The sequence below is a fragment of the Halobacillus rhizosphaerae genome (genome assembly GCF_046719735.1).
GTDB classification, from domain to species: domain Bacteria; phylum Bacillota; class Bacilli; order Bacillales; family Halobacillaceae; genus Halobacillus_B; species Halobacillus_B rhizosphaerae.
Map to the genome: position 1 here is coordinate 19,064 of NZ_JAUTWQ010000017.1, position 26,491 is coordinate 45,554.

A 26,491-nucleotide genomic window follows, 5' to 3' on the forward strand; every position below is an offset into this window, starting at 1 on the left:
CTTTATTTTAAATCAGCATCATCTTGCTAACTTAATATACCCCGCGGATATTTTCATGTACTTCTCCGTTATAAAAAGCTTTCAGTTCTTTTAATTCCTGATCTGTAAAATCTTTCACTTCCAAGGCACCCAGATTATCTTCTACCTGGCTCACATTACGGAAGCCGGGAATGACGCTTGTCACTCCTTGCTGCTGCATAATCCATTTAAGAGCGGCGCGTGTCATATTGCCCCGCCCGTCACCGATCCACTCAAGCTCACGGCTCAGCTCGACCCCTTTCGAGAATTCCAGTCCGGCGAAGGTTTCCCCTACATTAAATGCCTCACCATTTTGATTAAAGTTACGGTGGTCATCCTCTTCGAAGTTATGATCTTCATTGAATTTTCCCGTCAGCAAACCGCTGGCAAGGGGGACTCGGGCAAGAATTCCTGCCTGTTTTTCAATCGCTGTCGGGAACAGTTCATCGAGAAGCTTCTGCCGGAAAATATTAAAAATGACCTGCAGGGCACTTGCTTTCGTATTCTCAAGCACATATAAGCCTTCTTCTACCGTTTCCACACTAACGCCGTAGTATCGTATCTTACCCTGCTTTTTCAAATCCTCTAACACGTCAAACACAGAACCATCTTTTAATATTTCTAAAGGAGGGCAGTGAATCTGGTAAAGGTCTAAGTGATCACGGTTTAACCGCTGCAAACTGTCTTCCAAATACTTAGAAACCTGTTCCTTTGAATACGTGGCCGGATCATGAATATCACCTTGCCGGCAGAACTTCGAAGCAATATGGATCTCCGCTTCCTTCCCTTTTGTCGCCTGGGCAAGCAGCTTTTCACTGTGCCCCATTCCATAAACGTCTGCGGTATCAAAGAAGTTAACCCCGTGATCCATCGCTTTGTGCAGGGCGCTAAGGGATTCCTCATCGTTGGTCGTTCCCCAGCTTCCGCCGATGGCCCATGTTCCAAAGCTTAATTCGCTAATGTTTAAGTCGGTCTGACCCAGCTGATTATATTTCATCTTCATCCCGCCTTTCTACCAACCATTTCCCTTTAAATGGAATCCGTTAAACAAATAGATTCAAGAATAACTGGAATATATTGATAGATTTTTTTAGCTTCATGGGTGACGATTAACTGTGAGACCGATATAATGAAAGAGTAGTCTAGCGAATTTCATAGACTGATTCAAGTACACAAGCATTCTTAAGGAGGATGATCAAGATGTACGTGGTTACGAATAGAATTAAGGTAAAACCAGGTCACGCTGAGAAAATGGCTCCGATGTTTACCAAGCCTGGCCCGTTGCAAAGCATGGACGGTTTTCAAAAAGTAGAAGTGCTCGTGAATCAGCACTCCGACGATCATGATGAATTAAACGTGAATATGTATTGGGAAAATCTAGAGAACTTTGAAGCGTGGAAAAACAGTGATGCCTTTAAAGAAGCTCATAAACGACCGGCTCCCGGATCTGGCGACAAGAAACAGGAATCTCCGATGCTGGGCAGCGAAGTGGTTGTATCAAAAGTTGCTTCTGTCATTGAAGCAGACGGAAAATAACCTCGCCTGATTGAAAAATGGAAGAAACATAAGCAAATGCCTCCTGTCTAAAGACGAAACATCTAGGGAAGGACAGAGGTGTTCCATGAAGAACCGCTCCGGAAATACACTCCGCTTTTCGCGGGCGGCTGGTTTGCCTCCTCGTGCTGCGCACTCCGGGGTCAAACCTATGCCTTCCTCCCGCAGAAGTCTCCGTGTATTTCCTACGCTGGAGTGTTCACTTCCATTCATTCGTAGAGAACGAGTAAAAAAAGGAAAACCGTTTACGATTCTTACCTCATGCAGGACAAAAAATCCGAACGATGATGGAATAACGCAGGCAACATTTCCTCATCGTTCGGATTTCATTATGGCTAAAAGACTACTGTATGTGCCTCTTATTTATGATTTTATACTTCGACCGTCCAGCCGTACGTATCTTCTCTTCGGCCACGTTGAATGCCGGTGATCGTGTCGTAAAGTTCCTGGGATAACGGGCCGATTTCACGGTTATTAATCTCCATTTTCTTGCCCTTCCAGTTTAATTCGCCCACAGGGGAAATGACGGCTGCCGTCCCTGTGCCAAATGCTTCTTCAAGCTTGCCGGCATCGTAAGCTTCCGCCAGTTCATCAATGGAAATCTTTCTTTCTGTCACGGGTACATTCCAATCATTCAGCACTTCAAGAATAGAAGTCCGCGTGATCCCTTTTAGAATACTTCCGTTTAAAGCCGGGGTGACCACTTCTCCATCAATTTTGAAGAAGATGTTCATGCTGCCGACTTCTTCAATGTATTTCTTTTCGACTCCGTCCAGCCACAGCACATCTGCATTGCCAGTTTCGCTTGCTTTCGCCTGTGCCTGGTAACCGGAAGAATAGTTGCCAGCGGTTTTCGCCATGCCTGTTCCGCCTTTGACCGCCCGGGTAAATTGATCCTCCACATTAATTTGGACAGGATGAATGCCTCCGGAAAAGTAAGGACCGACTGGGGAAAGGATCACCATGAACGTATAGGATTTAGACGGTGCAACAGCTAAATTGGGTTCAGTAGAGATAATAAACGGGCGTATGTATAAGGAGGTCCCTTCAAAGGACGGTACCCAGTCACGCTCCAAACGCACTAGCTCCAGCAAATAGTCCATCACCTTGTCTTCATCAAGCGCAGGAATACTCAAACGCTCACTTGATTTATTCAGCCGTGCAAGATTTCGGTCCGGACGAAACAACAGCACCCGCTCATCATCCGTACGATAAGCCTTTAATCCTTCGAAAACGGTCTGCCCGTAGTGAAAGATCATTGCGGCTGGATCCAGGTTAATTGGCTGGTAAGGAACAATTTTCGGATCATGCCACCCTTTCACTTCATCATAATCCATCGTAAACATGTGATCTGTGAATTTTCTGCCAAAAGGGATTTCCTTTGTTTCTGGCTTTTGTTTCTTTTTGTTTGTGGACCTTTCTTCAATAACTAGCGATTCATAGCTCATCTTCGTCTCCCCTTTACCCATAATATATTTTTCTGCTTTAAAGTCATAAATATTAGTATTCATTGTACTCTCAACGACGATAATTTTAAAGAGAAGAACATTGATTTTTCAGAAAAAGGTTACTGGCGGCGTGGCAGCTGGGTCTATGAAGCCTAGGGATCCCGGCCAACTTTTATTCTGCGCAGCTATTCCAGCTAAGCTGCGGTGATTATCTATTGACTGTAACAAATATTCCACACCTTTTTACGGAAGAAGAATTTTCATTTGGGTGAGACTAGTTTACTATAGAGAAAGCATCATTATTTTTAAAAAGGATGGTCATGGGAATGCCGGAGAATGAAGAAACGATCACTCGAATTCACATCGGGCAAAAAGAACTCATCTTGATCGGGACCGCACACATCTCAAAGCAAAGTGCAGAACTCGTAAAAGAAGTTATTGAGGCCGAACAGCCCGATTCCGTTTGTATAGAACTCGACGAACAACGTTACCAGTCCATATCTGAAGGAGATCAGTGGCAGAATACCGATATTTTTCAAATTATTAAAGAAAAAAAAGCGACTTTGCTATTAATTAATCTTGCCGTCTCCTCCTTTCAACGAAGGATGGCCAAGCAGTTCGGCATCCAGGCGGGTCAGGAGATGATACAAGGGATCGAATCCGCGAAGGAAACCGGGGCGGAGCTCGTCCTGGCCGATCGAAACATTCAAATTACCTTTGCGCGGATCTGGAATAATATCGGGTTTTGGGGAAAAGCCAAATTAATGTCCTCGATCGTTGCCAGCATTTTCAGCAGCGAAACGATTACAGAAGAAGACTTGGAAAAAATGAAAACCCAGGACATGCTCGATTCCATGCTTGCTGATTTCTCGGAAAGCTTTCCAAGGTTAAAGACACCATTGATTGATGAACGTGACCAATATCTCGGTCAGAAAATTAAAGAAGCTCCTGGAGAGAAAGTGGTGGCCGTCCTTGGCGCTGCTCACGTTCCAGGGATCAAGAAACAGATTCATGAAGACCACGATTTAGACAAACTGAATGAGCGTCCAAAGAAATCGATCCTGCCAAAGCTGATTGGCTGGGGGATTCCGCTGATTATTTTGTTTCTAATTGGTTTTACTTTTTACTCCGATCCTTCCGCCGGAGCGGAGCAGACATTGAGCTGGATCTTATGGAATGGCGTCTTGTCCGGTCTTGGAGCAGCCGCTGCCATGGCCCATCCGCTGGCGATTGTCACGGCGTTTATTGCAGCACCTGTTACTTCGCTCTATCCGCTGGTTGCTTCCGGATGGTTTGCAGGGATTGTGCAGGCCTACTTTAAACGGCCGAATGTAAGAGATTTTGAAAACCTGAATGAGGACGTAACGAGCTTCAAAGGGTTTTGGAACAACCGGGTAACGCGCATATTGCTGGTTGTTGTCCTTGCCAATATTGGCAGCTCGCTTGGTACGTTTATTGGCGGAGCAGATGTTATCCGTCGTTTTATTGAGCATTTATAAAAGATTAAGAAAAAATAAAAATCCTCCCCTGTACTGGGGGTGGATTTTCTTTATGTACCGATTTGATATTAATAAACCACTCCGTTACTAACTAAACCTATGGATCAGTATCATATCCATAATCACCAGGAGAAAAAATATAAAGGCACTACCATAAATATACCGCTTTTTCTCCCTGCTCCACCATAACGCTAAAGGCATTATTGCAAAAACAACTAGGAGCACTTGAAGTTTTTGAATTTTTTCTTGCTTTCGAAATAGGCTAAGCTCTGCATGAGGATCACCTTTAAAAGGCCGCTCACTTATTTCCTTTCCATACCAATTGTAATCAATAATTACTTGAATAGAAGTTTCTTCCATAAACTCTAATTTCTTAAAACCTATGACTGGCAATTCAATAGAAAAAGTAAACAGTAAACCGCCTATTAAAAAGATTAATAGGTTTGCCACTGTCTTTCTTTCCAAAATACTCCTCCTTCTGCTTCAAATCATTCGATCACTTAGGAATAAAGACATTAAAGAAATCAAGATACGAAGTACATCGTTAACAAACGTACCGGTTAATTGAAGCCCACATCAATTATTAATCAATCGGAAATATGTACACAAAATAATTTAAATAAATCTTTAACCCTGTATTTTCAGCAATGGTATTAGACGGTGTATTTGCCTCCTCACAATCCCAGTAAGGAGTCACACCCTTACTCACACAATTTTTCACGAGACAGTGGGCTGCCTTCTGACCTAATTTATTCCCCTGATGATCCTCTATAGTTTCTATATCTATACCGTGAACATTTTCAGCTACAAAGCCTGAAAAACATAAACTTACAATCTTATTATTGTAAGCAATACCGTACCCCATTCCTTTTTGAAAGAAATCCTCAGGTGAAGACCAAAATTCTAATATTTTAGAGCGGAGAAACCCTATGTTTTCAAAAGTATGGTTTTTATTCTCATAAAGCATTTTATTGATTTTCAACACGGTATAATCTCGGTCAATAGTAGGTTCATTATTCTCTTTATAATGCTTATTTTCCAACATATACACATTTTGATTTGTTCTCTGCATGGAAAGACGTTCAAAAATCGTTTCTATCGTATGATTCCATCTTGAATGATTACCAATGGCTATAAAATTATGTAATCCCAGCTTTTTTGCTTCAGGGAAAATGACCTTATTAATAAAATCATTTATATGGTTATTAAATGCATCACTTTCCTCATCTCCAATAAAGAAAAAACCATCATTATTACCCAGCCAGAGCAGTCCTGCTTCAGGAGAATCGATATGATCTACAAAGATTCGCCCAGGGTTATTCCCTTCTAATACCGCTTTAACTTCTAAATGTCCCTCATCATTTATTAGTTTTTTACATTTATAGAATTCGGTTTTATCAAGTTCACGAATCATTTTCAGCCCTCCCGTCAAAATAACACGCTTGCTTAAATTCACTTCCAAAATCAACAACTTATTTAGTCATCACTCTTCCGGTTCTCCTTTTCTAGATTTAACAAATTTTTCTTCCTTCGTCGCGATCACTCCTGATCCTCTAATGGATATATTAATATGCGAGTACGCTTATTAAGCAATTGTCCCGGTTGAATTAAGACTCCTTACCCAAGTTAAGTTTGTTTTTTTAGAACACCTAAATACTCTTCCCAGGGGCCGACATCCTCTCTGTACCTTTCTGACATCACTCTTACAATCTGGGATATGTGCGTTAAATCGTGAACCACCCACGTCGAAAGCAATTCTCTTAGCTTTACTTCGCCAAATGCCGGATGTTCCCCAGTTAATTCAAGCTGAGTATCAGATTTAATCATGTCCAATACAACCTCCATATTCTGAATTCGCAGGTGTTTGAACTCATTTAACTTCTGACTGATGGAGTTCTTAGAGGGATTGGTTATATGAGCATCACGATCGAATGGGGGGAATTTCTTCTGTTCACCGTCCTCCACTATCGTTCTTAATCTTGGCACCCAATTATTTTTCTCACACTCAATTAAATGACCGACTACCTGAGACGGATTCCAAGTCCCTTCTCCTTCACTGCATTCCAGCCAATGAACGGATAAGCCAGTTAAGAAGTTTTCTAAAGTTTTAGGTGTTCGTTCTAAAATTTCGAGTGCTTCACTTAAATTAAAATTCATACGGTTCTCTCCTCTTTTTTGATGATTTGAAAGGAAGATACACTTTAAGAATGATTTTTAAAAAACCCCCACCTTATTGCCCAGATTATTGCATAAATCCTCCGCAATAGGGTAAGCACCCTTAAGACATTATTTTTAAGAAAAGCGGAGGGGTACAATTATGAACAAAGGAATTTCTACGGCTTTGTCAGCGATCGGGATCGCTCAGGGCTTGAAAATAGTCACCAACAGATGGAAAACAGGAAAGTGGGATTGGCGATCCATTTTCCAAACGGGAGGCATGCCGAGTTCTCACTCTGCCGGGGTTTCCTCGATTGCCGCTTATGTAGCTGCTAATCGCGGAACTCGGCACACGGAAACAGCACTTGCAGTCGTATTCGGCTCAATTGTGATGTACGATGCACAGGGTCTTCGCCGTCATACGGGTGAAATAGCGAAACTGGTAAATGAATTAGAAGATAATGTAGAAGAGATCTCCAAAACGACCAGTATCGAGTATTTTAATCAGAATGAAGAACTTAATGAACTGCTGGGACATCAGCCGGCGGAAGTTCTATTTGGCTCCCTTTTTGGAATTTTGTACGGATGGAGTATAGCTAAATATGAGGACCACTTGCAAAATAAATAGTTAAAAAGCCATACAGTCCGGCTGTATGGCTTTTTTAATAGATCATTCTTGAAAATGACAGACTTCTAATGGATTTCCTTCTAAATCTTTAAATTGGAACCATTTAATATTCCCTTCTTCATAGATCTGGCCAACTTCTACATCCTGATTCACTAAATGCCGGTGGGCACGGTCAATATCCGGACAGAAAAAGTTAAACCAAACCTTCTGTTCATCTTCAATCTGCTCATGGTCTTCCGTTCTTACTAGAGTCAGAGGTGTTTCTCCAATATCAATTGCTGCATAGCCATTCTTATCGTCTCTGAATCGAACGGACAGACCCAGAACATCCGTGTACCAATCGATCGCCTCGTCGAAATTCTTCACTTTCAGAAACACCGTATCGATCCGTTTAAAAAGATGACTCATTTCATTTCCCCCTTTAGTTTTGGCGAGAAACGTCTATGGCCTTCATTTTTTCATCAAGCATTTGAAAGGCCTTCTTCAGAACATCCTTGGGCAGTTGTTCATAAGCATCACCAATACTGACCTCGTAATAAGGCGCTCCATCAGCGGTCTCGGCTAAATAACCGGTAAATCCTAGATCAGCAGCTTCATAGATTTCTAATAGCAGCGGTTCCAGCTCTTCCCGGGACATATCAAAATGGACGTGGAACATATTGGTCACCGGCTCAGCAGGCATTGTCCGCACGGCATGACACTGGTTATATAATTCAGCCAGTTCCTTGGCATGATGGTAGTATTCCGTCATTTTATTCTTTCGCATTTCGAAATAGTAATCCGCACTTAAGAAATATGGATACAGACTGATTAAGTCCCCGCCATGACGGCGCTTCCATACTTTCGACTTCTCTGTGAAGGACTCGCTCCCCGCCAGAATCGCCCCAGCTATACCCCCGATCCCTTTATAAAAGGAGAGGTAAACACTATCGAATAAACTGCAGATTTCAGCAGCCGTTTTTTCATAATAAGGAAGAACTTCAAGTAATCGTGCCCCATCTAAATGCAATCTAATCCCATAATCTCTACAGTAATCAGATAAATTTATCAACGTTTCATAGGAGGGCAGTTGTCCGCCAATTTCCCGTTGTGGCAGCTCCAGCAGCAAACAGGAAATATCCTCTTCCAGATTCACGATATCTTCTAACCCAATCAACCGATTCTTCTCAGCAAGCAGAACAGGCTCCAGTTGATGAAGTTCCTTGATGGCATCCTCCTCATGAAGCTCTAAGTGAGAAAGTGGATGATAGGCAACTTTATTGATCCCTTTCTCATCGCTCCAAATTCTTAATGCAATCTGCTGAGCCATCGTTCCACTTGGAAAAAAAACAGCAGATTCTTTTCCAAGATATGCTGCCATCTTCTGTTCAAACGTTCGAATCGATGGCCCCTTTCCATATAAATCAGCTTCAAGATCGCCTTCCATATTCTCAAACGCTTGCTTAAGAATAGAGACTTCGCGCTCTTGATGACCGGAATGTTTATGCTTAGCTGCTTTGTAGCCTTCAAATAATGTTGAATGATTCATGCATGAACCTCCCAGTATAGTCGTTCTAAGTAATCCAATTCGATTACATGTTGAGAAAACCCTTGTTTTTCCCAAAATAATTCTTTGAACCTAGTCACTAAGCGGCTTCACACATCTACCTTTAAAAGGAATGACACTTTATTAAGCTTCTATTTGATTATAGCACTTTCCTATCACTCTTCCTCAACCAATCTCGCTTGGGGTTTTAATCTATATACGATCCAACTGGTTATTTATTACAGTTTATTTACAATTCGCTATTTTCTTGAAAATTCAGTTTAGGATTCCCCACCAAGTGATACTATCTTAATATAAAGAAAAGGAGGAAATGATTACCTTTTCTTAATTTATTCAGGAGGTGGAGCATCATGGCAAAGAACACTTACAAAACAGGTGAAAAAGCACCAGAAAGCGGCACTTACAAGGTAGATAGTCTCGTAAGTGGCGGATCTTCCCAGAAGGATAATACGGAAGTGAAAGTGGAAAAAGGTGAACAGTTCCCTCCTTCCCCGTCATCAAACGAAGCAGCTCATTGGGTAAAAATTTCTTAGTATAATAATTTGCGTCACACAAAAAGCTTCGGTCTGAAATTATCAGACCGAAGCTTTTTTCATTCCCTTCCATATTTTATTACTTTAGTTAAAGTAATTCAAAAAGGGCTGCCTAAATTTGGACATACATGACACTTGGCCAAGCAATCCTCCTTTACATTCATAATCTAGTAAAAGAAGGAGAGATTTCCTTCTAATTTAATATAAAGGGGTTGAAGTTATATGTTGATTTCTATGTTAGCAGCTGTAGTCATTGCTTTTCTATTACTAATAGCTCTACTAGTTGCTATCTTGTTTGGGTCAAGTGAACAGCGCGAAATTGTCGTGAATTGTATCAATCATATCCTTGGTACGGTTTAATGGCCAGCACCTGTAAGTTCGTTTAGAGTAATTTCCTTCTGGAAGTTACTAAACTTCCAGGACGAACTCAAACGATAGAAATGAACACCGTATCTGCCAAATCTATTTTGATAGATTACGCAACTTCTGCTTTATAAGCCCACTCCAACAAATAGAAAACCACTAATGATGTAAGCAGCCGCGTATCGGGAAAAATTGCTGCTTATGAGTAAGACCAAATTGTAAGCGATTTGGTCTCTTTTTTTTGATATCGGGCTGACCACAGCTTAAATGGTCAGCCTTTTATTGTGTGAGGGAAGAACTGTCTTATTGAGCTGTATACCCACCATCAATCACGACAGCCTGTCCCGTTACACTTCTTGCTTGATCACTAGCTAAAAACATGGCATAATCGGCGATTTCACTCACATCCAGCAGCCGCTTTTGCGGTACTAGAGGATAAATAACTTCTTCCAGTACTTTCTCCAAAGGTACATTTCGTGTCTTGGCAATATCCTCTAACTGGCCGCGGACGAGCGGTGTGTCTACGTACCCGGGACAGATCGCATTGACGGTAATTCCATGAGCGGCCGTTTCCAGAGAAGCGGCTTTCGTCAAGCCGATTAATCCATGCTTGGCGCTGTTATAAGCGGATTTCCCCGCAAATCCTACCAGTCCATTGATGGAGGACATATTTATGATTCTTCCAAATCCCTGCTCCTTCATAATAGGCAGCACATATTTATGGGCAATAAACGGCGCGGTAAGCATTATTTTCAGCATCATTTCGAATTTCTCTGTAGGAAACTCCTCTATAGGGGCGACATGCTGCATGCCCGCATTATTCATCAGCGCGTCAATCCGTCCATACTTCTCATGAGTCTGCTTCAGCATGTGCTGAATATCTGTTTCACTCGTGACGTCTGCTTTTAAACCAATAGCTGACCAACCGTTTAGCCTAAGCTTACCTGCCGCTTGTTCGACTCCTTCTTCGTTTATATCCGTTAAGACGACTTGACTGCCATTTTCAGCAAAGGTCTTCGCCATTTCAAATCCAATTCCGCTTGCCGCACCTGTAATGACAACCACTTTATTCTCTACCATTCTTTTCACTCCTGCCTGCATGATTCTAATACTCCTGACAGTTTACTTCCCGCAGACTAATAAGTAAAATGAATTATAACTATTAATCTTATGCTTTTAAGTTATAGATCGGAGTGTAATCAATTGGATATCCGCCAATTAACGTACTTTATTGAAGTCGCGAAATGGAAAAGCTTCACAAAAGCATCAGCAGAGCTCCACATTTCCCAGCCTTCGTTAAGTAAAATGGTAAGAAACCTTGAGGGTGAACTGGAAATGGAATTGATTGACCGCTCCTCCAGACAAATTGAATTGACGTCAGCCGGAGAGATCGCCTACGAACAAGCCCAGATGATTATCGAATCGCTGGACAGCTTTTCGACTCACCTTTATGATCTAATGAATTTAAAAAAAGGAAAGATCAAAATCGGCATCCCGCCGCTGATCGGGTTCTTATTTTTCCCTAAGATTATTAAAGCGTTTCATACAGCGTATCCGGAAATAAACATCCAGCTCGTGGAAGACGGGGCGAACAAAGTGAAGAAAGATGTGAAGGATGGACTGCTTGATCTTGGTGTTGTAGTGCTACCTGCGAATGAGGAGGAATTCGAAGTGGTTCCGTTTGTTGAGGAAGAGATGATGCTGTTTGTTCATGACTCCCATCCTCTTGCTCAAAGGGAACAAGTACAAATGAAAGAATTAGCAGAGGAAGATTTTATTCTATTCAGCGAGGACTTTGCTTTGCACGACCGAATTATTCAGGAATGTGTGAAGGCAGGATTTCGTCCGAATGTGGCGTATGAAAGCTCTCAGTGGGATTTTATAAGCGGAATGATTGGCGAAAACCTGGGACTGTCGGTTTTCCCGCAATCTATCGTGAGAAAAGTGGACCCTGCCTCTGTCAAAGCCATCCCGATTATCCGTCCCGCCATCCCCTGGAAGTTAGGACTGCTGCTTAAAAAAGGCCGCTATGTTTCCCATGCGACCCGGGAACTGATGAAGAAGATTACCGAGTTGCATAAGGAGCAGTAAAACCTATGCTTTTATTGAATACTTCTTATAATGAATATATATTTTACGCATAGATAAATGAGCGGTATAGTAATCCCTGTTAACGAGCTATTATTTTTTCAGGAGGAATTACCAATGAATAACGAACGCTATCAGCAGGGTTTAGATAAATTAACAGAATACACGTTGAACGCCAATGAAGAAACATCCACCCACCATAAAATTGCCGAAGACCTTGAGGATATCGCACCGGATATCGGAAAATATATCATTGAATTTGCCTATGGAGATATTTATTCAAGAGAAGGTCTGAGTAACAAACAGCGTGCACTTGTGACCATTTCCTCTCTAGTCACGCAAGGCAGAGAGCCTCAACTAGAACTGCACATTAACACCGGTCTGACGGCCGGCTTAACTCCTACGGAAATTGTGGAGAGTATCACTCACTTAATTCCTTATACAGGATTTCCGAGTGTATTAAATGCGTTGCAAGTAGCGAAGAAAGTGTTTAATGTCCGAGGAGTCACGATCGAGAAAACAGCGCAAGCAACCGGCTGAACGGATATGGTTTCACAAAATGAATGAAATGGCGAGACAAGGAAATGATACTCACTTAGTAACATCATAGAAAGGGTAGAAGATTAGCTTGTATGACCGCTCCGGAAATACATTTCGCTTTTCGCGGGCGGCTGGTTTGCCTCCTCGCGCTTTCGCACTCCGGGGTCAATGTTAAGAAGTCCATCATGCAGAAAAAATCCAGCCGATAAAGGAAGGATGTTGTTAACACCTCCTTATTGGCCGGATTTAATTATGTTTAAAAGATTTTTGTACCCGTCTCATTCATTTTCTATCATTTTGTGGGAGAAAGTTCTATGGCCTGTCTTAAGGCTTCCAGCATACTTTTCTCATCTGCGATCCCTTTTCCGGCAATATCAAATGCTGTGCCATGATCCACACTTGTCCGTATGATTGGTAAGCCTACGGTGATATTGACTCCTGCATCTAACCCCAGAACTTTAATTGGTCCATGACCCTGGTCGTGATACATCGCTACGACAATATCGAAATCGCCGCGCACCGCTCGGAAAAATAACGTATCCGCCGGCAATGGACCTTGAACGTCCATATTCTCCTGACGGGCACGTTCGACTCCAGGGATTACTTGTTTTTCTTCTTCTCCGTAGCCAAACAGTCCGTTTTCCCCTGCATGAGGATTAATGCCGCAAACCGCAATTTTAGGATTGTCAATGCCTGCTTGACTCAAGGTTTCATGCGCCATTTTCACCACATCGTATACACGGTCAGGAGTAATTTGATCGATCGCATCCTTTAAACCGATATGAGTGGTCACATGTATGACTTTAAGTTTTGGAGAAGAAAGCATCATCGCGAAATTACTAGTATCCGTTAATTCCGCTAAGATTTCTGTGTGTCCGGGATAAAGATGACCGCCTTTGTGCAGCGCTTCTTTATTCAGCGGAGCTGTACAAATCGCATCTATTTTCCCTTGATTAGCGAGTTGAATGGCAGTTTTCAAATATTCATAAGCTGCGTGACCTGCTTCTGCCGATACTTCTCCAAATGGAAGGCCGCTGTCTAAAAGGTTAAGATCAAGACAGTAGACTTGTTTTTCAGGAAGCTGGGTGTTGAAATCATCCTCAGGCTGCACCTCTACAAAAGAAATAGCTGAATGGAGAATCTCCCCCGCTTTTTCTAGCCGCTTCTTGTCTCCAATGACAACAGGGATCGAGTTTTCCACAACTTCCCTGCTTTCAAGACTCTTTAAAATGATCTCCGGACCTACGCCGGCTCCATCACCCATAGTGATACCGATGATCGGTTTTTTGCTCATGATTAGGCTCTCCCTTCAATTTCTTCATCGCCTGGTAAATGGAAGATTCAGTGCCGAATGCTCCAGCTTTCGTTACGACTTGAATCGATCTTTCTGTACCAAGAAGCTCCCCTGCCGGAATTCCAGCTTCGAGCTGATAGTTTAATTTAAACCCTGTTGCCCCGAGACACTTAGCTACGTCCTTCGCGGTATCTCCACCCGTTAAGACAAGAGAATGTAAGTTTATTTGTTCCTCTAACACCTGCTTAGTTACAGCGCCGAGTGCTTGAGACACTCTTTTACCAACGGCTAATGAATCTAGTCCTAAGTCAGCAGCCCGCTTCTTGACACTTTCTCTTACTTCTTGAGTAGAAGGGACATATAGAACCGCATCCTGTCCCTTGTTGAAAGCATCAATGCACGATTGAACGTATCCTTCGAGTGCGTTCTGCCATTTGTCCGTGAAAATCTCTTCCGTGTCTACAATGATAGACTCTACCCCTTTTTGTCTGGAGGCGTATTGGACCTGCGCTTGAGTCGTTTGGGAAAGACTCCCGCAAACCGTTAACACAGGACCCGCTGCTCTTTGTTTCCCTTGAGGTTGAGGGCTGCTTTCCATCCCTAAAACTTTCGGTAATACTTCCGCTAATCCAGCTGACCCGGCCCAGACGATTTGAGAGCTATAGTCGTGCATTCTTTCAGCCATCGCAGTTAAATCTTCTTCGTTTGCAGCATCCGCAACGAGATATTTAACTCCTTTACTTTTAAGATCATCTAAATATTCCAGCCATTGTTCATGGTCTGCATGTAATATTTCTTCTGTGATCAATGCTGCCTCTCTACCCGTTTCATCTTTTATCAGGGTAGGAAGATGGTCCGTTGTGACCGGGTGCTTTGGATCCTTGGATATTTCGGTTTCAGATATAGGCTGACCATGCAGAAGATGGACCCCATTTTTTGTCGTTCTTCCATAAGGAGGAAAAGCAGGGGCTACGACAATAAATGTGGGGTGAATGACATCCTCAATCGCTTTTAACTCCTCCCCAATATGTCCTCTGATCGTCGAATCCATTTTTTTATAAATCGTATGATAGCCCTTTTGATATAAAAATTGTGCGGCTGATTTAGTAGCGTCATAGGCTTCACTCCGAGTTAGCGCCCGTGAATCTGTGTCGATAACGATCGCTTCTTCTAGCTCTCCTGAATCCTCGGGAACTTCAAAGTACACCGACGTGGCTAACCCTTTTTCTTTTAATTGAATGCCGCTGTCATTGGCACCCGTTAAATCATCCGCTATGATTCCAAAGCGTAAATTCATCTATACTCCCCACTTCCTTAAACCCTTCTAGGCTGTTTCTTTCCCTTTTGGCTCCTCTGAATAATCTTCAGGAAGCTGCACCCCTTTACGTTCTAATCGTTTCACCAGGAAACCAATATAGATAGGCAAGAGAATGGCCGTAGTTACGGTAGATGCCGCAACCTGGACCGTTGCTAATTCAGTCACACTCGCAAAACTTGCATTAGCTGCAGCAATGGCAGCAGGCGTGGCCACGGCATTGCCCGCAGTAGAACCCTCTGCCGCTCCGGCAATTGGATTCCATTTAAATGCTTTAAATACAAAGTATCCAGCCGTTCCTGTAATCAAGGTCGTCGCAACACCAAGTACAACTCCACCGAGACCGCCTTCAATAATTTTGCCAAAATCGATTCCCATACCCAGCGCAAATGCAAAGAAAGGAATAAGCATAGAGCTGCCTTGATCGAGAAACTCTCTCATTTCATCATCCAGATTCCCAAGTACCATCCCTACCACAATTGGAAGTAACACGGCAATAAAGGAAGTGATTGAAAACAGACCATCCACAAAGCCCATGGCACCAAAGATCGATAGCGCCACCATCGTAAAGAAAGGACCATCATTCAAGGCGAGCAAGGAATAAGCGGCTCGGTCCGTTTTGTTTCCGTACTGTCCTACAATCGCAATGTATAATCCACCGTTACTATTCGTCATTGCCGCGACAATCGCGATCGGAGCAAGCCCGATCCAAAGTCCGTTCTCTCCGGCAAGAAGATACGCAAGTAAACCAAACGCTGCCCCTACGACCCATTTAACTGTGAGCAGAGTAGCACCTTTCCCCAGGCTGACCCCAACCGTTTTTAAGTTAATTTGGGCACCTGTACATAATAGGAATAAGGCAATCAGAGTCCCGGCACCATCTACAAATAGCGCCTGCGTGAAGTTACCAATTCGCAAAAGATCTGGTGCCACTGTGTTTAATATAGCTGCTAGTAAGAGAGGGACCACCATCATACCGCCAGGAATTCTTTCTAGGGTTGCTTTAATTTTCATCTTTTCTCCTCCTCATTTTAACATAACTGTTACATAATTAAACAATATAACTGAATTAAAGCGATTTCATAAAACAATAATAACGCTTACAATTCATTTTTGCAACAGTTCAATTGTTAAAAACCAAAGAAAAAGATGTAAATTCCAGAAAAAATATATATTATGTTTAATTTTGCAACAAAAAGACGCAAACTTAAGAGTTAAGTTTGCGCCATAGCGTCGTTCGATTCATTCCTAATCTTTTTGCCACTCGAGACTGATTGTGCTGCTCCTGTTGCATCACTTTGTTAATGATCTTAATTTCCATATCCTTCAGGGTGCCTTCCACTTTCACAAAATCTTCTGGAGTATAGGAGTCTTCCGCTTCAAAAGCCTCCATCACCTTCTCAACATCTGCACGTTCAATATAGGAATGGGGACTGGTAAGCACCAGCTTCTCGACCATCTGTTTCAATTCATCGATATTCCCCGGCCACGTATACGTTAATAAGGGCTGAATGGCTTCCTCTCGCAAACCGACCGTTTCGTACCCGTACTTCATATGATTCTGAGTAATAAAGGCCTGGACAAGATTCTTTATATCCTCTTTTCGATTTCTCAGCGGAGGTAAATAAATAATCGCGTTCGGCATCGTATAGTAGATTTCGTGGGCGACTTGTCCTTCTTTTACCAGATCAGCGATTTTTTCATGCGAAATGATCATGACTTTAAAATCAGGGACCAGACTAGCAATCATTTTTTTCAACCTGATTTGGTCCTCCCTTGAAATCTGGTGAATATGGTGCAGCACTATGGTGCCTTCTTTAGGAATTTGACGGATACCACTAGAAAAAAGGTGCTCCAATTCGGAGATGGTAATTTTGGAAAGGTCAAAAGACAGCAGCGGGGCGCGGTGCCCGAAAGCTTCAAAATGAAGGTTGCAAGCAAACATCATTCTTCCAGTCCCTTGTTCTCCTTCAATCCATAAAGGTGAATCCATCTCTGCATAGAGAGGAATATTTTCTCTTATGTTCTGCGCGATCTGGCTATCACCGGAAATCGGAATATAAGAAAGATCGGTCAGAATTTCGAATCCATCATCGGCTTTTAATCGTTCCTGCTGAAAAATGAAATTCAGCTTCTTTTCCTCCAGGTTAAGGGAATATCCATAGATGTGGTAATTTTTTTCGTGATAGCTTATTTTTTTCCACATGTCTGTATGATCCGATTTCATTTGGCCAACCAAGTCTTGAAAATCAGTGGTATGCAGAATCTCCTCGTCCAGTTCCTGTCTAAAGGATTCGTTATTTAATAACAGCTGGCCGTCTAAATCAACAATAGTCATAGGCTGAGGGAAAGATTCAATGACTTCGGAAGAAACTGCCGCCTGTGCCTGAACTCTTTGCAGCAAGTGATAGAGACGTTTCGCCTCCTCAAAGGATTCCATCACCGCTTCTTTTCCCGAAGTGATCAGGATTCCTTGCAAGCCAATCCTTTCCGCCTGCTGCACGGTCACTACATCGCCAATCACGACGGAATAATGGTTACTTTTCAATTCCGTAAGAAGATCGGCTACTTCCGCTCCACTCTCAATCGTAATGGTCTTTACGTCCATATCTAAAATACTGCAGATGGTTGACGCGCCCCGGGAAATATTCGGGAAACCCACCAGCGCAGCCTTCCCCTGGGTTCCTTTAAGTAAAGTGAAAATTCTCAGCATATCGTAGCCGCTGATCTTGATATCAACCACAGGCAATTTCACCTGTTCTTCAATTAAACTTGCCGTTCCACCCCGGCTGATGATCATGTCATACCCTTCAGCTTCAGCCTGCTTAGCAATTCGAACTCCTTCTTCCAGATTTCCTATCTTTATATCAAGTTGTAAGTCGGGATCATAGTTCCGATAGTTCTTAGCGATTTCTGCCAGCCCTTGATAGGGCGAAATTAATAAGGTTTTTATCATTTTGCTCCCTCATTTGTTGCATATTTAAACACCTTTATTTTTTCACACTATGTAACAGGAAGCAAGACTGAGCTTGAAGGATATTTGCTTGAGGAAGCATATTTCTTAAAAAAGGTACAGCCTTTAACAGCTGCACCTTTTCTATGGAAATTTTAATTTATCCGGCAAAAACCCAAAAATCCTTCGCACCCTCAAACTCAAAGCAGATCATGAATCTTCGCAAGCAGCCGGGCAATAGGTATAACAGCAACGAGTACACTAATACTTGTGCCCTTTGCCCAAATAATTAAAATCAGCGGCTTGGCTCTTTTTATTTCATATAGTAAGAAAAAGATAAATAGAAAAAACATAGAGAAAAAGAGGAGATAAACGTCCTTTAACTGGTGAACAAGTTCAGATAAATAGTGTACTTCCCACTCGCTATCTTTTTCCTTAGGAACATAGTGGATCGATTGATCTTCCTTACCCCATAAAGAATACGTGGACAGGACCGCCTCTGATTTTCCTTTTGAGATGACTTTATACCCCTCAGGAAGATAAGAGAACTTATAAACAACGAGGTAAGCCAACAATAGCGATAATAAGCCCACACCGACTCGAATGAGGACTTTTCTTATTTTGAATAACGTCTCTTCCTTCATTTTTCTCACATCCTCTATGTAAAAAGTACTTCTACTCCTATTACGAACGACTAAAATAATCGTTTCAATTTTTCAGGGATTCGCCTGACCGTGATAGACTAAGAGCATACTTATTTCCAAACGGGGAAGGTGATCTTGATGTTAGGACAAAAACGGATCCGGGACTACGGTGTTAAGATCGGGAAGCTTGAAGCAGGGAAATGGAACGCGATTTCTGACGTGTCGGGCGTAACCGTCGGCCATACAACCCTGAGTGACGGCGATCAGCAAACGGGAGTCACCGCAGTCATTCCTCATCAAGGCAATGTTTTTAAAGAAAAATTGATCGCTTCCAGTCATGTCATTAATGGATTCGGAAAGACGCTTGGAACGATCCAGATCAATGAGCTGGGCACCTTGGAAACGCCGATTGTATTAACGAATACGTTAAATGCCGGGACCGCTGCCCAGGCCCTTATGAAACACACGATGCTCCAAAATCCAGAAATCGGCCGCACAACAGGGACGGTGAACCCCGTGGTCGGCGAATGCAACGATATGTTTCTCAACGATGTGCGAGCGCAATTCGTCCAGGAACAAGACATTTTTCATGCCCTGGATTCAGCTGGTTCTGAATTTAAGGAGGGAACTGTCGGCGCCGGCACAGGGATGCTGTGCTATTCGCTGAAAGGAGGAATTGGCACCTCTTCCCGTAAATTGACGCTGGAGCACGGCGAATACACGATGGGCGTACTCGTGGTATCTAACTTCGGAATTCTCAGCGATTTAACAGTCAACGGACAACCACTCGGACAGGAACTGAAAGCCGCTCTTCTGGAAACCAGGGAAGAAAAAGATCAAGGCTCCATCATGGTCATTGCCGCGACCGACCTGCCGGTGTCAGAGCGTCAGCTAAACCGTATTCTTAAACGGGCCAGCACAGGGCTTTCGCGGACAGGTTCGATCATGACGACGGGAAGCGGGGAAATCGTCCTCGGGTTTTCCACAGCCACCAAAATCCCGCACGAAAAACCTGCTGAATGTCTAAATCTGAACATGATTCATGAGGAAGACATGGATCTTGCCTTTCGGGCGATCGGCGAGGCAGTTGAAGAAGCTGTGCTGAATTCTTTAATAACCGCTTCCCCTGTAAAAGGAAGAAACGGGCATGAACGACCTGCGCTAAAGGATTTGCTAGAAAAATTTGAGCTTTCCTTTCATTAATGGTTCATAAAGAACACCGCTGAAATGACGACGAATAAGGCCCCTGTTGCAAATGACTTCATCGTAATAAATCGTTTAGATAAACCAGATTGTGCTTCTAAGAAATAGAGGTAACTGCTTACCATAATAAAACCAATGGCCGTCATCGCGTACCCTTTCAAGTCATCAGCAATAAGCAGATACCTTAACACGGCAAGCGCGATCAGAATCATGCCTATGGACCCGCTTGCTACATATGAATAAAACCTTCTATTCTTAATGTTCTTCCCTCCAGATAAAAAAAGACATTAGAGTGATAAACGCTTTTCGTAAAGCTGCTTATTTTCTTCATCAAAGCAGACAAAGTAAACCTTCTCCATGTTTTTATTCTGCTGCAGATATTCATTTACTACTTTAATAGCAATATCGGCGGCTTTCTCTTTTGGAAATCCATAAACGCCTGTGCTGATGTTTGGAAAAGCGATGGTTCGTAACCCATGCTCTGTGGCAAGTTCTAAGGAATGAAGATAACAACCGGCCAGCAGGTCGGCTTCATTTTTATTCCCGCCGTTCCATACGGGACCCACGGTATGAATCACTCGCTCGGCAGGAAGGTCGCCAGCAGTTGTGATCACAGCCTGACCGGTTTCACAGCTGCCTATTTTCCGGCATTCCTCCATAATCTCAGGACCACCGGCACGATGGATCGCTCCGTCTACGCCCCCACCGCCTTTCAATTGACGATTGGCCGCATTCACGACCGCATCGACTTCCAGCTTCGTAATATCGGCTTGAATGACTTCCAAGTTCTTGTTCATATCGGACGCTCCTCCGTAAGATTTTCTACCTTTTATCGTAACGCAAAAATCCATAGATTCCCAGTTGTCCCCTCACCTATTAGTTTAGAAAAACCTGGAAAACGGTATATAAAAAAGGTAAGCCATTTTAAATGGAGGGGCTAAAATGAAACAAGCCGCCAAGTATGCTGCAGCAGCGGCAATAGGAATCGCTTTGGGGTCCGGTCAGGTTTCCGCTAAGGGAAATCAAACCGTCACCGTCAAGCCGGATGATACGCTTTGGAGTATTTCACAGCTTTACGGACATCTATCTATAAATCAATTATCCTCGCTGAATCCTGACGTGAGCCCGCGTCACTTAGAGGTGGGTGCTGAAGTGAAAATCACCGAAAACCGCCCCGATGAAAGCTATCATACGATTAAGCCAGGCGATACGTTCTATGGAATTGCCAGGCAATATGCGAATGTTTCGATTGAAGATCTTTATGAATTAAACCCCAGTGTCGAGCCTAAGCACCTGCACACAGGAACAAAAATAAAAATAAGCGGTGCTAGCTTAAGAGAATGGTCGATCAGCAAGAGGGACGCTGAACAACGGGTTCGGGATCATTTAGGATTAACCCGGGAGCCTGAGGTTCGTGTAGAATATGATACGATCGCCGAAGCTCAATATTTGATTCATGTATACGAAACAGGCCATCACCATTCAGAAATAGCTGGCTGGTATTTAGTTAACCCAGAGACCGGCGGAATTACCAAATATGCTTAAATACAAAGGAACGAGAGACATCCCATAGATAGAAAAAGACGCTCCTCCAGCAGAACCTGGGGAGCGTCTTTGTTTTATCATTCTTTCTTCATAAATAAAAATACGGTTTCTTCTCTCGGTATTTTTTCCGTTTTATAGCCTGTAAAACCGAGCTTTTCGTAAAAAGAGATATTCTTCGTACTCTTACTGCCGGTAAACAGTTCGAATCGATAGTCGGAAAACCTCTGTTCAATCTCTTCCATTAGTGCTCGTCCAATCCCTTTATTTTGGGCTTGAGGGTCGACCATTAACTTCTGAATATGACAAGTATCTCCCTCCACGAAAGCTCTGATAGAACCCAGGATATTTCCGTTCTCTACATATTTTAAAATTAAGCGGTCATCGAATTCTTTTTCCACATCATGGACCTGTTGGTGAAGCGGCTGGATCGTATAGTCATTGTAGAGTTCAGCTTCGCTCAGGTAGGCAGCTTTTTGGATCGCCAGTATTTCTGAGGCATCTCCTACCGATGCTTCCATAATTTTATTCATCATCATTCATCCTTCCTGTTATTGTTCACTAGTGCAAGGAATTCCATTTACACTTCTATGACGATTATGCTAGTTTCCCGCTTCATAAGCATGACAAAGGAATCAACTTTCCCTTCCTGCCCCCACTTTTCTTTACTGCTTTTTCATAGGAATGATACGCTTCACTAATCAAAATCCTCAGCAGTCGATGCTGCGGATCCTTTGATGGAACCCTTTTATTCTATTAGAACAACAAAACCACTATTCAGCAATCTGAAAGGGTTTATAAAATCAATGATTGAACATGAATGTTATCAAAAACGATGAGTAAGCCGTTAAGGAGAGTGGACGAAGATGGCAAATGTTTTAGTATTTAATTTTCCAGGAGAAGGCCACATTAATCCGACCATCGCTCTGATTGAAGAATTGATCGAGCGCGGAGAGCAAGTGGTCTACTATTGTATTGAAGATTATCGCACGAAAATCGAAAAAACAGGAGCAGAATTTCGTCCCTATGAAAATTTTCTGCCGGGTTCGATTTCAGAGAAGGATCGCAAAGACTTTAACCCTCAGGAAATGGTAAAGAAGCTCGTTAAAGGGATGGATCAGGTCATCGACGAGGTGCTGCCTGTTGTTCAAGCCGAAGACTATGACTATGTGATCTATGATAATAACTTTGCGGCCGGGAAAATAATCGCCGAACAGCTGCAGATTCCGGCGATCTCCTCCTGCACCACCTTCGCTTTAAATAAAAAGGTGATGGAAGAATTCATGAAAAATCGCGAAAATATGCAGTTGGAGATCCCTGAGGACGATGAACTCACGCAGATTCTAAAAAAATGGCAGGAGCGGTATCAATTTTCTGTGAACAGTTTTCCTGACGTCATGAATCAGCCTGGAGAGCTCACCCTCGTTTATACTTCTGAGCTTTATCAGCCTTTTGCAGAAGAATTCGATGAGTCCTATACCTTTGTCGGACCTTCCTTGAAGGAGCGCAAGGATGTGGAGAGCTTTTCGTTTGAAGACCTTCCTGACCAGCCGCTGATTTATATTTCGATGGGAACGGTCTTTAATGATCAGCCGGAGTTTTACCAGAAATGCTTTGAAGCATTTAAGGATAGCAACGCTATGGTTCTAATGTCTGTTGGCAAGAAAACAGATATCCGTCAATTTGAAGAGATCCCGGACAACGTCGACGTCTATAATTACGTGCCGCAATTAGACGTGTTGCAGCATGCGGACGTTTTTATTACTCACGGCGGTATGAACAGCTCCAGTGAAGGATTGTACTTTGGTGTTCCAATGATCGTTATCCCCGCCGGCGGTGATCAGCCGATCATTGCTGAACGAATTGAAGAGCTGGAGGCTGGGATTCACGTGGATCAGGATGAGGTGAATGCTGCGAAACTAAATGAAGCAGCCGACCATATCTTATCCCATTCTGCCTTTGCAGAAAACAGCCGGAAAGTCGGGGACTCGTTGAAAAATGCTGGCGGCTATAAGAAAGCGGTGGAAGAAGTGCTCCGCTTTAAACGCCAGCAGCAGATTCAGTAGGGGTGCCGGCTGCGTTTGTTGATAAATGATGGCTTTTCGTTGATATATGCTGGGGTTGATTGATATATCCTGTTTTCCGTTGATATCTTCTCGAATTTCATTGATATCCCATGATTTTCGTTGATAAATCCCTCACATCAAAAAGTTTGCAGCGCACCAACGAGGTGCACTGCAAGCTTTTTTTTAGAGTGCTCCATGCCTGAGGTGCACACCTGCTGATAAAAACCATTTAAATTCCTTTATTTCCTTTACTATTCTGCCTAATTCCATTAAACTTTAATTGATAATGAGTATCAATATCGCAGAGGTGAACGATCATGAATCTAAATCAAATTCAAAGACATGAATCATTTCAAATACAGGATTTAACTGAGCTTCAGCCTTTTGTGAAGCGGCGGCTGAAAGATATGGGCGTCTATGAAGGGAAAGAAGTCAAGGTGCTGAGATACTGTCCTTTAGGCGGTCCCTGTCTTCTCGAATGCTCGGGTCAGAGGCTCGGCATCCGCAGAAAAGATACGTACTGCATTAAAGGAGCCAGGCTGTAATGGATACGGCTCTTTTTGGCAACCCGAATACCGGCAAGACTTCCTTGTTCAATCAGATTACCGGAGCTTACGAATATGTCGGGAACTGGAGCGGCGTTACGGTTGATAAAAAGGTCGGGCAAATCAAAGACTCGTCTCATTCCTTAATCGACCTTCCTGGTGTGTATTCGTTAAATCCGCTATCGGATGACGAGCGGGTGGCTTCGATGGCCTTATTAAATGAAGATGCCGATCAGATTTTAAACATAGTCAATGCCAATCAGCTGGAGCGGAGCCTTTATTTGACGGTGGAGCTGCTGGAAACCAATCTTCCGCTGGTCATCGTGCTCAATATGGTGGATCTGGCGAATAAACGGGGCATTACGATCAACGTCGAACGGCTGGGTGAACTGCTTGGGGTCAAGAGTTACTCCACGGTGGCGCGCAAAGGAAAAGGCTGTGACGAGATTGTAAGGCTCTTTAAAGATGAACCGCTCGAAACGGCTGCCTCTTTCAAAATTGACTACGGTCCAGAGATTGAAGCGGCCATTTCTAAGGTGTTAATAGAGCTCGGAGAACATGACAATGAGAAAAAGCGCTGGGTGGCGGTTCAGTACTTACTGAACAATGAAATCATTCAACACACACTCGATCAATCCTTCCCTTCGCTAAAAACAGTAAAACAAGAGATAGAAACCGAGATCCGCGAAGCCAAAGGGTATACCCTTGATGAAGAAATTCATTTAAGGAAAACCGCCTTCATTGGCGATGTCGTTGCGCAGGTAACCGAAACAGAAGGAAAACGGAAAGAGCTTTCGCTGACGAGCTGGATCGATCATATTGCGGTCCACCCTGTTTTCGGGATTCCTTTTTTCCTTGGCGTCCTGTTAGTTGTCTTTCAATTAACCTTTGGATGGCTGGGAACACCGATCTCAGATGCGCTCGATGCGTTTTTCTCAGGTCCGCTTACGACAGGCGCTCAGTACGTGCTCGATCAAATGAATGCCGTGCCGTTTATTCAAGCGGTCGTTTTAAACGGGATTATCGCCGGCGTTGGCGGGGTGCTCGTGTTTGTGCCTCAGATTTTTATCCTGTTCTTCTTCATTTCTCTGCTCGAGGATTCAGGTTATATGGCCCGGGTAGCGATTGTTATGGACAGGCTGATGGAATTCATCGGGCTGAACGGAAAGGCCTTTATTCCGCTCGTCATTGGGTTCGGCTGTAATGTGCCTTCGATCATGGCAGCCCGAACAATTGAACAGCCGAAAGAACGGCTGCTGACAATTCTGATTTCACCGTTTATGTCCTGCTCTGCGAGGCTTTCGGTGTATGCTTTATTCGTCGCTGCCTTCTTTGAAAAATACCAGGCCGTCATTGTTTTATCCCTGTATACACTCGGCATTGTGGTGGCGATTTTAGTTGCAAAGGTCTTTTCTTTATTTCTTAAAAATGAGAAGTCCTATTTTGTAATGGAGCTTCCCCCTTATAACGTGCCGCAGTTTGGCCAGCTGCTCAGAAGCACTTGGGATAAAGGAAAAGGATTTGTGAAAAAAGCAGGAACCTTTATTTTTGGCGGAACCGTGTTTATCTGGCTGTTTTCCTACCTTGGACCTCATGGAGCTAACGTACCGATTGATGACAGCTTTATGGCCATTGTCAGCGGGGTCTTTGCGCCGATATTCGCACCTCTCGGATTCGCGTCGTGGCAGGCCGTGTCAGCTTTAATCACCGGTTTCCTTGCGAAAGAGGTCGTCGTCTCTACGATGAACATTCTTTACCATGTTCCTGCAGGTGAAACGATGGCTAACCTTCTGCCGCAATTCTATACACCCTTAACGGCATACACGTTCCTCGTGTTTGTGCTGTTGTACACCCCCTGCCTGTCGACCGTTGCGATTATGAAAAAAGAAACAGGCAGCACGAAGCTGACCCTGTTTTCTCTCGTGTATTCATTTGTAGTGGCGTACGCAGTAGCACTGGGCGTTTATAAAGCGGGTCAATTCTTTCTAACCTAGGAGGGTTTCTTGTGATTTGGAGCATTATATTAGGACTGCTCATCTTCGGATATGCTGTATGGATGGTGATTTCCTTTTTCAAGAAGAGCCGTCAAGGTAAATGCGGCACTTGTGCCTTGAAGGAATCATGTGACTCAGGCTGTTCTGTTGTTACTCAGGCGGAACGGAAAGATATTCTCAATCAATCTAGTAAATAATTTAATATAAAAAAAGTGGCTAAGATAAAAGCCATTTACCTATTATTGAATCCGAAAGATGAGGAATTGTTAAGGACATTCTTCTTCATCTTTCGGATTTTTTGTCCTTCTTGAAGTAGGTTGGATGGCCGTTTCCACAGAAAAAATACTTTTGTTTTTCATTTTTTCTCCTGACCATCACCGACTAAGAATATTGGAAGAAAATACTCCAGCATAGGAAATACACGGAGACTTCTGCGGGAGGAAGGCATAGGTTTGACCCCGGAGTGCGTAGCACGAGGAGGCAAACCAGCCGACCGCGAAAAGCGGAGTGTAGTTCCGGAGCGGTCATCCATAGTTCCTTTGTCTCTATGTCTTTAAATTG

General features: G+C 43.3%; 29 protein-coding genes. 13 read left to right on the top strand and 16 right to left on the bottom strand.

The annotated features are described in order from the left end of the window. Window positions 1–31: 31 nt before the first annotated feature. Window positions 32–1,015: an aldo/keto reductase gene (locus Q7A53_RS16450; protein ID WP_411790280.1), complete on the bottom strand. Its 984-nt coding sequence runs from the start codon at window positions 1,013–1,015 to the stop codon at window positions 32–34. A gap of 203 nt (window positions 1,016–1,218) precedes the next feature. Between Q7A53_RS16450 and Q7A53_RS16455 the strand changes: the two genes are divergently transcribed. Further along, window positions 1,219–1,554 carry a heme oxygenase gene (locus Q7A53_RS16455; protein WP_411790281.1) on the top strand — a complete coding sequence of 112 codons (336 nt, stop codon included), beginning with the start codon at window positions 1,219–1,221 and terminating at the stop codon, window positions 1,552–1,554. Window positions 1,555–1,943: 389 nt separating this feature from the next. Here the strand turns inward: Q7A53_RS16455 and Q7A53_RS16460 are convergent, their stop codons facing one another. Continuing rightward, window positions 1,944–3,020 carry a branched-chain amino acid aminotransferase gene (locus tag Q7A53_RS16460; RefSeq protein WP_411790307.1) on the bottom strand — a complete coding sequence of 359 codons (1,077 nt, stop codon included), beginning with the start codon at window positions 3,018–3,020 and terminating at the stop codon, window positions 1,944–1,946. 326 nt (window positions 3,021–3,346) lie between these two features. Between Q7A53_RS16460 and Q7A53_RS16465 the strand changes: the two genes are divergently transcribed. Continuing rightward, the gene (locus Q7A53_RS16465; protein WP_411790282.1) at window positions 3,347–4,519 is read left to right on the top strand and encodes a TraB/GumN family protein; all 1,173 of its coding nucleotides are present in this window, start codon (window positions 3,347–3,349) and stop codon (window positions 4,517–4,519) included. A gap of 87 nt (window positions 4,520–4,606) precedes the next feature. Here the strand turns inward: Q7A53_RS16465 and Q7A53_RS16470 are convergent, their stop codons facing one another. The 3 genes from Q7A53_RS16470 to Q7A53_RS16480 form a co-directional block, all read right to left on the bottom strand. Then, window positions 4,607–4,984 carry a hypothetical protein gene (locus Q7A53_RS16470; RefSeq protein ID WP_411790283.1) on the bottom strand — a complete coding sequence of 126 codons (378 nt, stop codon included), beginning with the start codon at window positions 4,982–4,984 and terminating at the stop codon, window positions 4,607–4,609. A 118-nt stretch (window positions 4,985–5,102) separates the two neighbouring features. After that, a complete protein-coding gene (locus Q7A53_RS16475) occupies window positions 5,103–5,933 on the bottom strand; it encodes a GNAT family N-acetyltransferase (protein ID WP_411790284.1) in 831 nt (276 codons plus the stop codon). Window positions 5,934–6,145: 212 nt separating this feature from the next. Further along, entirely contained in the window at window positions 6,146–6,676 is a 531-nt protein-coding gene (locus tag Q7A53_RS16480; RefSeq protein WP_411790285.1) for a DinB family protein, read from the bottom strand. Window positions 6,677–6,836: 160 nt separating this feature from the next. Between Q7A53_RS16480 and Q7A53_RS16485 the strand changes: the two genes are divergently transcribed. Then, window positions 6,837–7,304 (top strand): divergent PAP2 family protein, encoded by a 468-nt coding sequence (locus Q7A53_RS16485; protein WP_411790286.1) that lies wholly within the window; start codon window positions 6,837–6,839, stop codon window positions 7,302–7,304. 42 nt (window positions 7,305–7,346) lie between these two features. Here the strand turns inward: Q7A53_RS16485 and Q7A53_RS16490 are convergent, their stop codons facing one another. Together Q7A53_RS16490 and Q7A53_RS16495 are read right to left on the bottom strand one after the other, a co-directional pair. Next, window positions 7,347–7,712 carry a VOC family protein gene (locus Q7A53_RS16490; protein WP_411790287.1) on the bottom strand — a complete coding sequence of 122 codons (366 nt, stop codon included), beginning with the start codon at window positions 7,710–7,712 and terminating at the stop codon, window positions 7,347–7,349. 13 nt (window positions 7,713–7,725) lie between these two features. After that, entirely contained in the window at window positions 7,726–8,832 is a 1,107-nt protein-coding gene (locus tag Q7A53_RS16495; protein WP_411790288.1) for a threonine aldolase family protein, read from the bottom strand. A gap of 368 nt (window positions 8,833–9,200) precedes the next feature. On the opposite strand from Q7A53_RS16495, the gene Q7A53_RS16500 reads away from it, so the two are divergent. After that, a complete protein-coding gene (locus Q7A53_RS16500; RefSeq protein WP_411790289.1) occupies window positions 9,201–9,383 on the top strand; it encodes a YjzC family protein in 183 nt (60 codons plus the stop codon). 222 nt (window positions 9,384–9,605) lie between these two features. Beyond that, window positions 9,606–9,743, top strand: a complete 138-nt coding sequence (locus tag Q7A53_RS16505) for a hypothetical protein (protein ID WP_411790290.1) — start codon at window positions 9,606–9,608, stop codon at window positions 9,741–9,743. A 306-nt stretch (window positions 9,744–10,049) separates the two neighbouring features. Here the strand turns inward: Q7A53_RS16505 and Q7A53_RS16510 are convergent, their stop codons facing one another. Then, window positions 10,050–10,826, bottom strand: coding sequence for a 3-hydroxybutyrate dehydrogenase (locus tag Q7A53_RS16510; protein WP_411790291.1), 777 nt, complete (start codon window positions 10,824–10,826; stop codon window positions 10,050–10,052). 123 nt (window positions 10,827–10,949) lie between these two features. On the opposite strand from Q7A53_RS16510, the gene Q7A53_RS16515 reads away from it, so the two are divergent. Both Q7A53_RS16515 and Q7A53_RS16520 read left to right on the top strand, forming a co-directional pair. Next, a complete protein-coding gene (locus Q7A53_RS16515) occupies window positions 10,950–11,837 on the top strand; it encodes a LysR family transcriptional regulator (RefSeq protein WP_411790292.1) in 888 nt (295 codons plus the stop codon). Between the two features lie 114 nt (window positions 11,838–11,951). Continuing rightward, a complete protein-coding gene (locus Q7A53_RS16520) occupies window positions 11,952–12,374 on the top strand; it encodes a carboxymuconolactone decarboxylase family protein (protein ID WP_411790293.1) in 423 nt (140 codons plus the stop codon). A gap of 292 nt (window positions 12,375–12,666) precedes the next feature. On the opposite strand, the gene pdxA is transcribed toward Q7A53_RS16520, so the two are convergent. From pdxA to Q7A53_RS16545, 5 genes are all read right to left on the bottom strand, one after another. After that, window positions 12,667–13,668, bottom strand: coding sequence for a 4-hydroxythreonine-4-phosphate dehydrogenase PdxA (gene pdxA / locus Q7A53_RS16525; RefSeq protein WP_411790294.1), 1,002 nt, complete (start codon window positions 13,666–13,668; stop codon window positions 12,667–12,669). After that, entirely contained in the window at window positions 13,631–14,965 is a 1,335-nt protein-coding gene (locus tag Q7A53_RS16530; protein WP_411790295.1) for a four-carbon acid sugar kinase family protein, read from the bottom strand. Before Q7A53_RS16530 ends, pdxA begins: the two co-directional genes overlap by 38 nt. Window positions 14,966–14,992: 27 nt before the next feature. After that, a complete protein-coding gene (locus tag Q7A53_RS16535) occupies window positions 14,993–15,997 on the bottom strand; it encodes a 2-keto-3-deoxygluconate permease (RefSeq protein ID WP_411790296.1) in 1,005 nt (334 codons plus the stop codon). A gap of 193 nt (window positions 15,998–16,190) precedes the next feature. Next, a complete protein-coding gene (locus Q7A53_RS16540) occupies window positions 16,191–17,939 on the bottom strand; it encodes a sigma-54-dependent transcriptional regulator (protein ID WP_411790297.1) in 1,749 nt (582 codons plus the stop codon). A 197-nt stretch (window positions 17,940–18,136) separates the two neighbouring features. Continuing rightward, window positions 18,137–18,580 (bottom strand): hypothetical protein, encoded by a 444-nt coding sequence (locus tag Q7A53_RS16545; RefSeq protein WP_411790298.1) that lies wholly within the window; start codon window positions 18,578–18,580, stop codon window positions 18,137–18,139. A 138-nt stretch (window positions 18,581–18,718) separates the two neighbouring features. Here Q7A53_RS16545 and Q7A53_RS16550 point away from each other — a divergent pair, with 138 nt between their 5' ends. Further along, a complete protein-coding gene (locus tag Q7A53_RS16550; protein ID WP_411790308.1) occupies window positions 18,719–19,783 on the top strand; it encodes a DmpA family aminopeptidase in 1,065 nt (354 codons plus the stop codon). Here Q7A53_RS16550 and Q7A53_RS16555 read toward each other — a convergent pair. Next, window positions 19,780–19,995 (bottom strand): hypothetical protein, encoded by a 216-nt coding sequence (locus Q7A53_RS16555; protein WP_411790299.1) that lies wholly within the window; start codon window positions 19,993–19,995, stop codon window positions 19,780–19,782. The two genes, Q7A53_RS16550 and Q7A53_RS16555, sit on opposite strands and share 4 nt — an antisense overlap. Before the next feature lie 75 nt (window positions 19,996–20,070). After that, window positions 20,071–20,580 (bottom strand): O-acetyl-ADP-ribose deacetylase, encoded by a 510-nt coding sequence (locus Q7A53_RS16560; RefSeq protein WP_411790300.1) that lies wholly within the window; start codon window positions 20,578–20,580, stop codon window positions 20,071–20,073. Between the two features lie 145 nt (window positions 20,581–20,725). Between Q7A53_RS16560 and Q7A53_RS16565 the strand changes: the two genes are divergently transcribed. Beyond that, window positions 20,726–21,328 carry a LysM peptidoglycan-binding domain-containing protein gene (locus Q7A53_RS16565; protein ID WP_411790301.1) on the top strand — a complete coding sequence of 201 codons (603 nt, stop codon included), beginning with the start codon at window positions 20,726–20,728 and terminating at the stop codon, window positions 21,326–21,328. A 77-nt stretch (window positions 21,329–21,405) separates the two neighbouring features. Here the strand turns inward: Q7A53_RS16565 and Q7A53_RS16570 are convergent, their stop codons facing one another. Next, window positions 21,406–21,861 carry a GNAT family N-acetyltransferase gene (locus tag Q7A53_RS16570; RefSeq protein ID WP_411790302.1) on the bottom strand — a complete coding sequence of 152 codons (456 nt, stop codon included), beginning with the start codon at window positions 21,859–21,861 and terminating at the stop codon, window positions 21,406–21,408. Window positions 21,862–22,191: 330 nt separating this feature from the next. On the opposite strand from Q7A53_RS16570, the gene Q7A53_RS16575 reads away from it, so the two are divergent. From Q7A53_RS16575 to Q7A53_RS16590, 4 genes are all read left to right on the top strand, one after another. After that, window positions 22,192–23,391, top strand: a complete 1,200-nt coding sequence (locus Q7A53_RS16575) for a macrolide family glycosyltransferase (RefSeq protein ID WP_411790303.1) — start codon at window positions 22,192–22,194, stop codon at window positions 23,389–23,391. Window positions 23,392–23,708: 317 nt separating this feature from the next. Next, window positions 23,709–23,936: a FeoA family protein gene (locus tag Q7A53_RS16580; protein ID WP_411790304.1), complete on the top strand. Its 228-nt coding sequence runs from the start codon at window positions 23,709–23,711 to the stop codon at window positions 23,934–23,936. Beyond that, window positions 23,936–25,930: a ferrous iron transport protein B gene (gene feoB / locus Q7A53_RS16585; protein ID WP_411790305.1), complete on the top strand. Its 1,995-nt coding sequence runs from the start codon at window positions 23,936–23,938 to the stop codon at window positions 25,928–25,930. The genes Q7A53_RS16580 and feoB overlap by 1 nt, the downstream gene beginning before the upstream one ends. 11 nt (window positions 25,931–25,941) lie before the next feature. Further along, window positions 25,942–26,127: a FeoB-associated Cys-rich membrane protein gene (locus Q7A53_RS16590; protein ID WP_411790306.1), complete on the top strand. Its 186-nt coding sequence runs from the start codon at window positions 25,942–25,944 to the stop codon at window positions 26,125–26,127. Window positions 26,128–26,491: the final 364 nt, after the last annotated feature.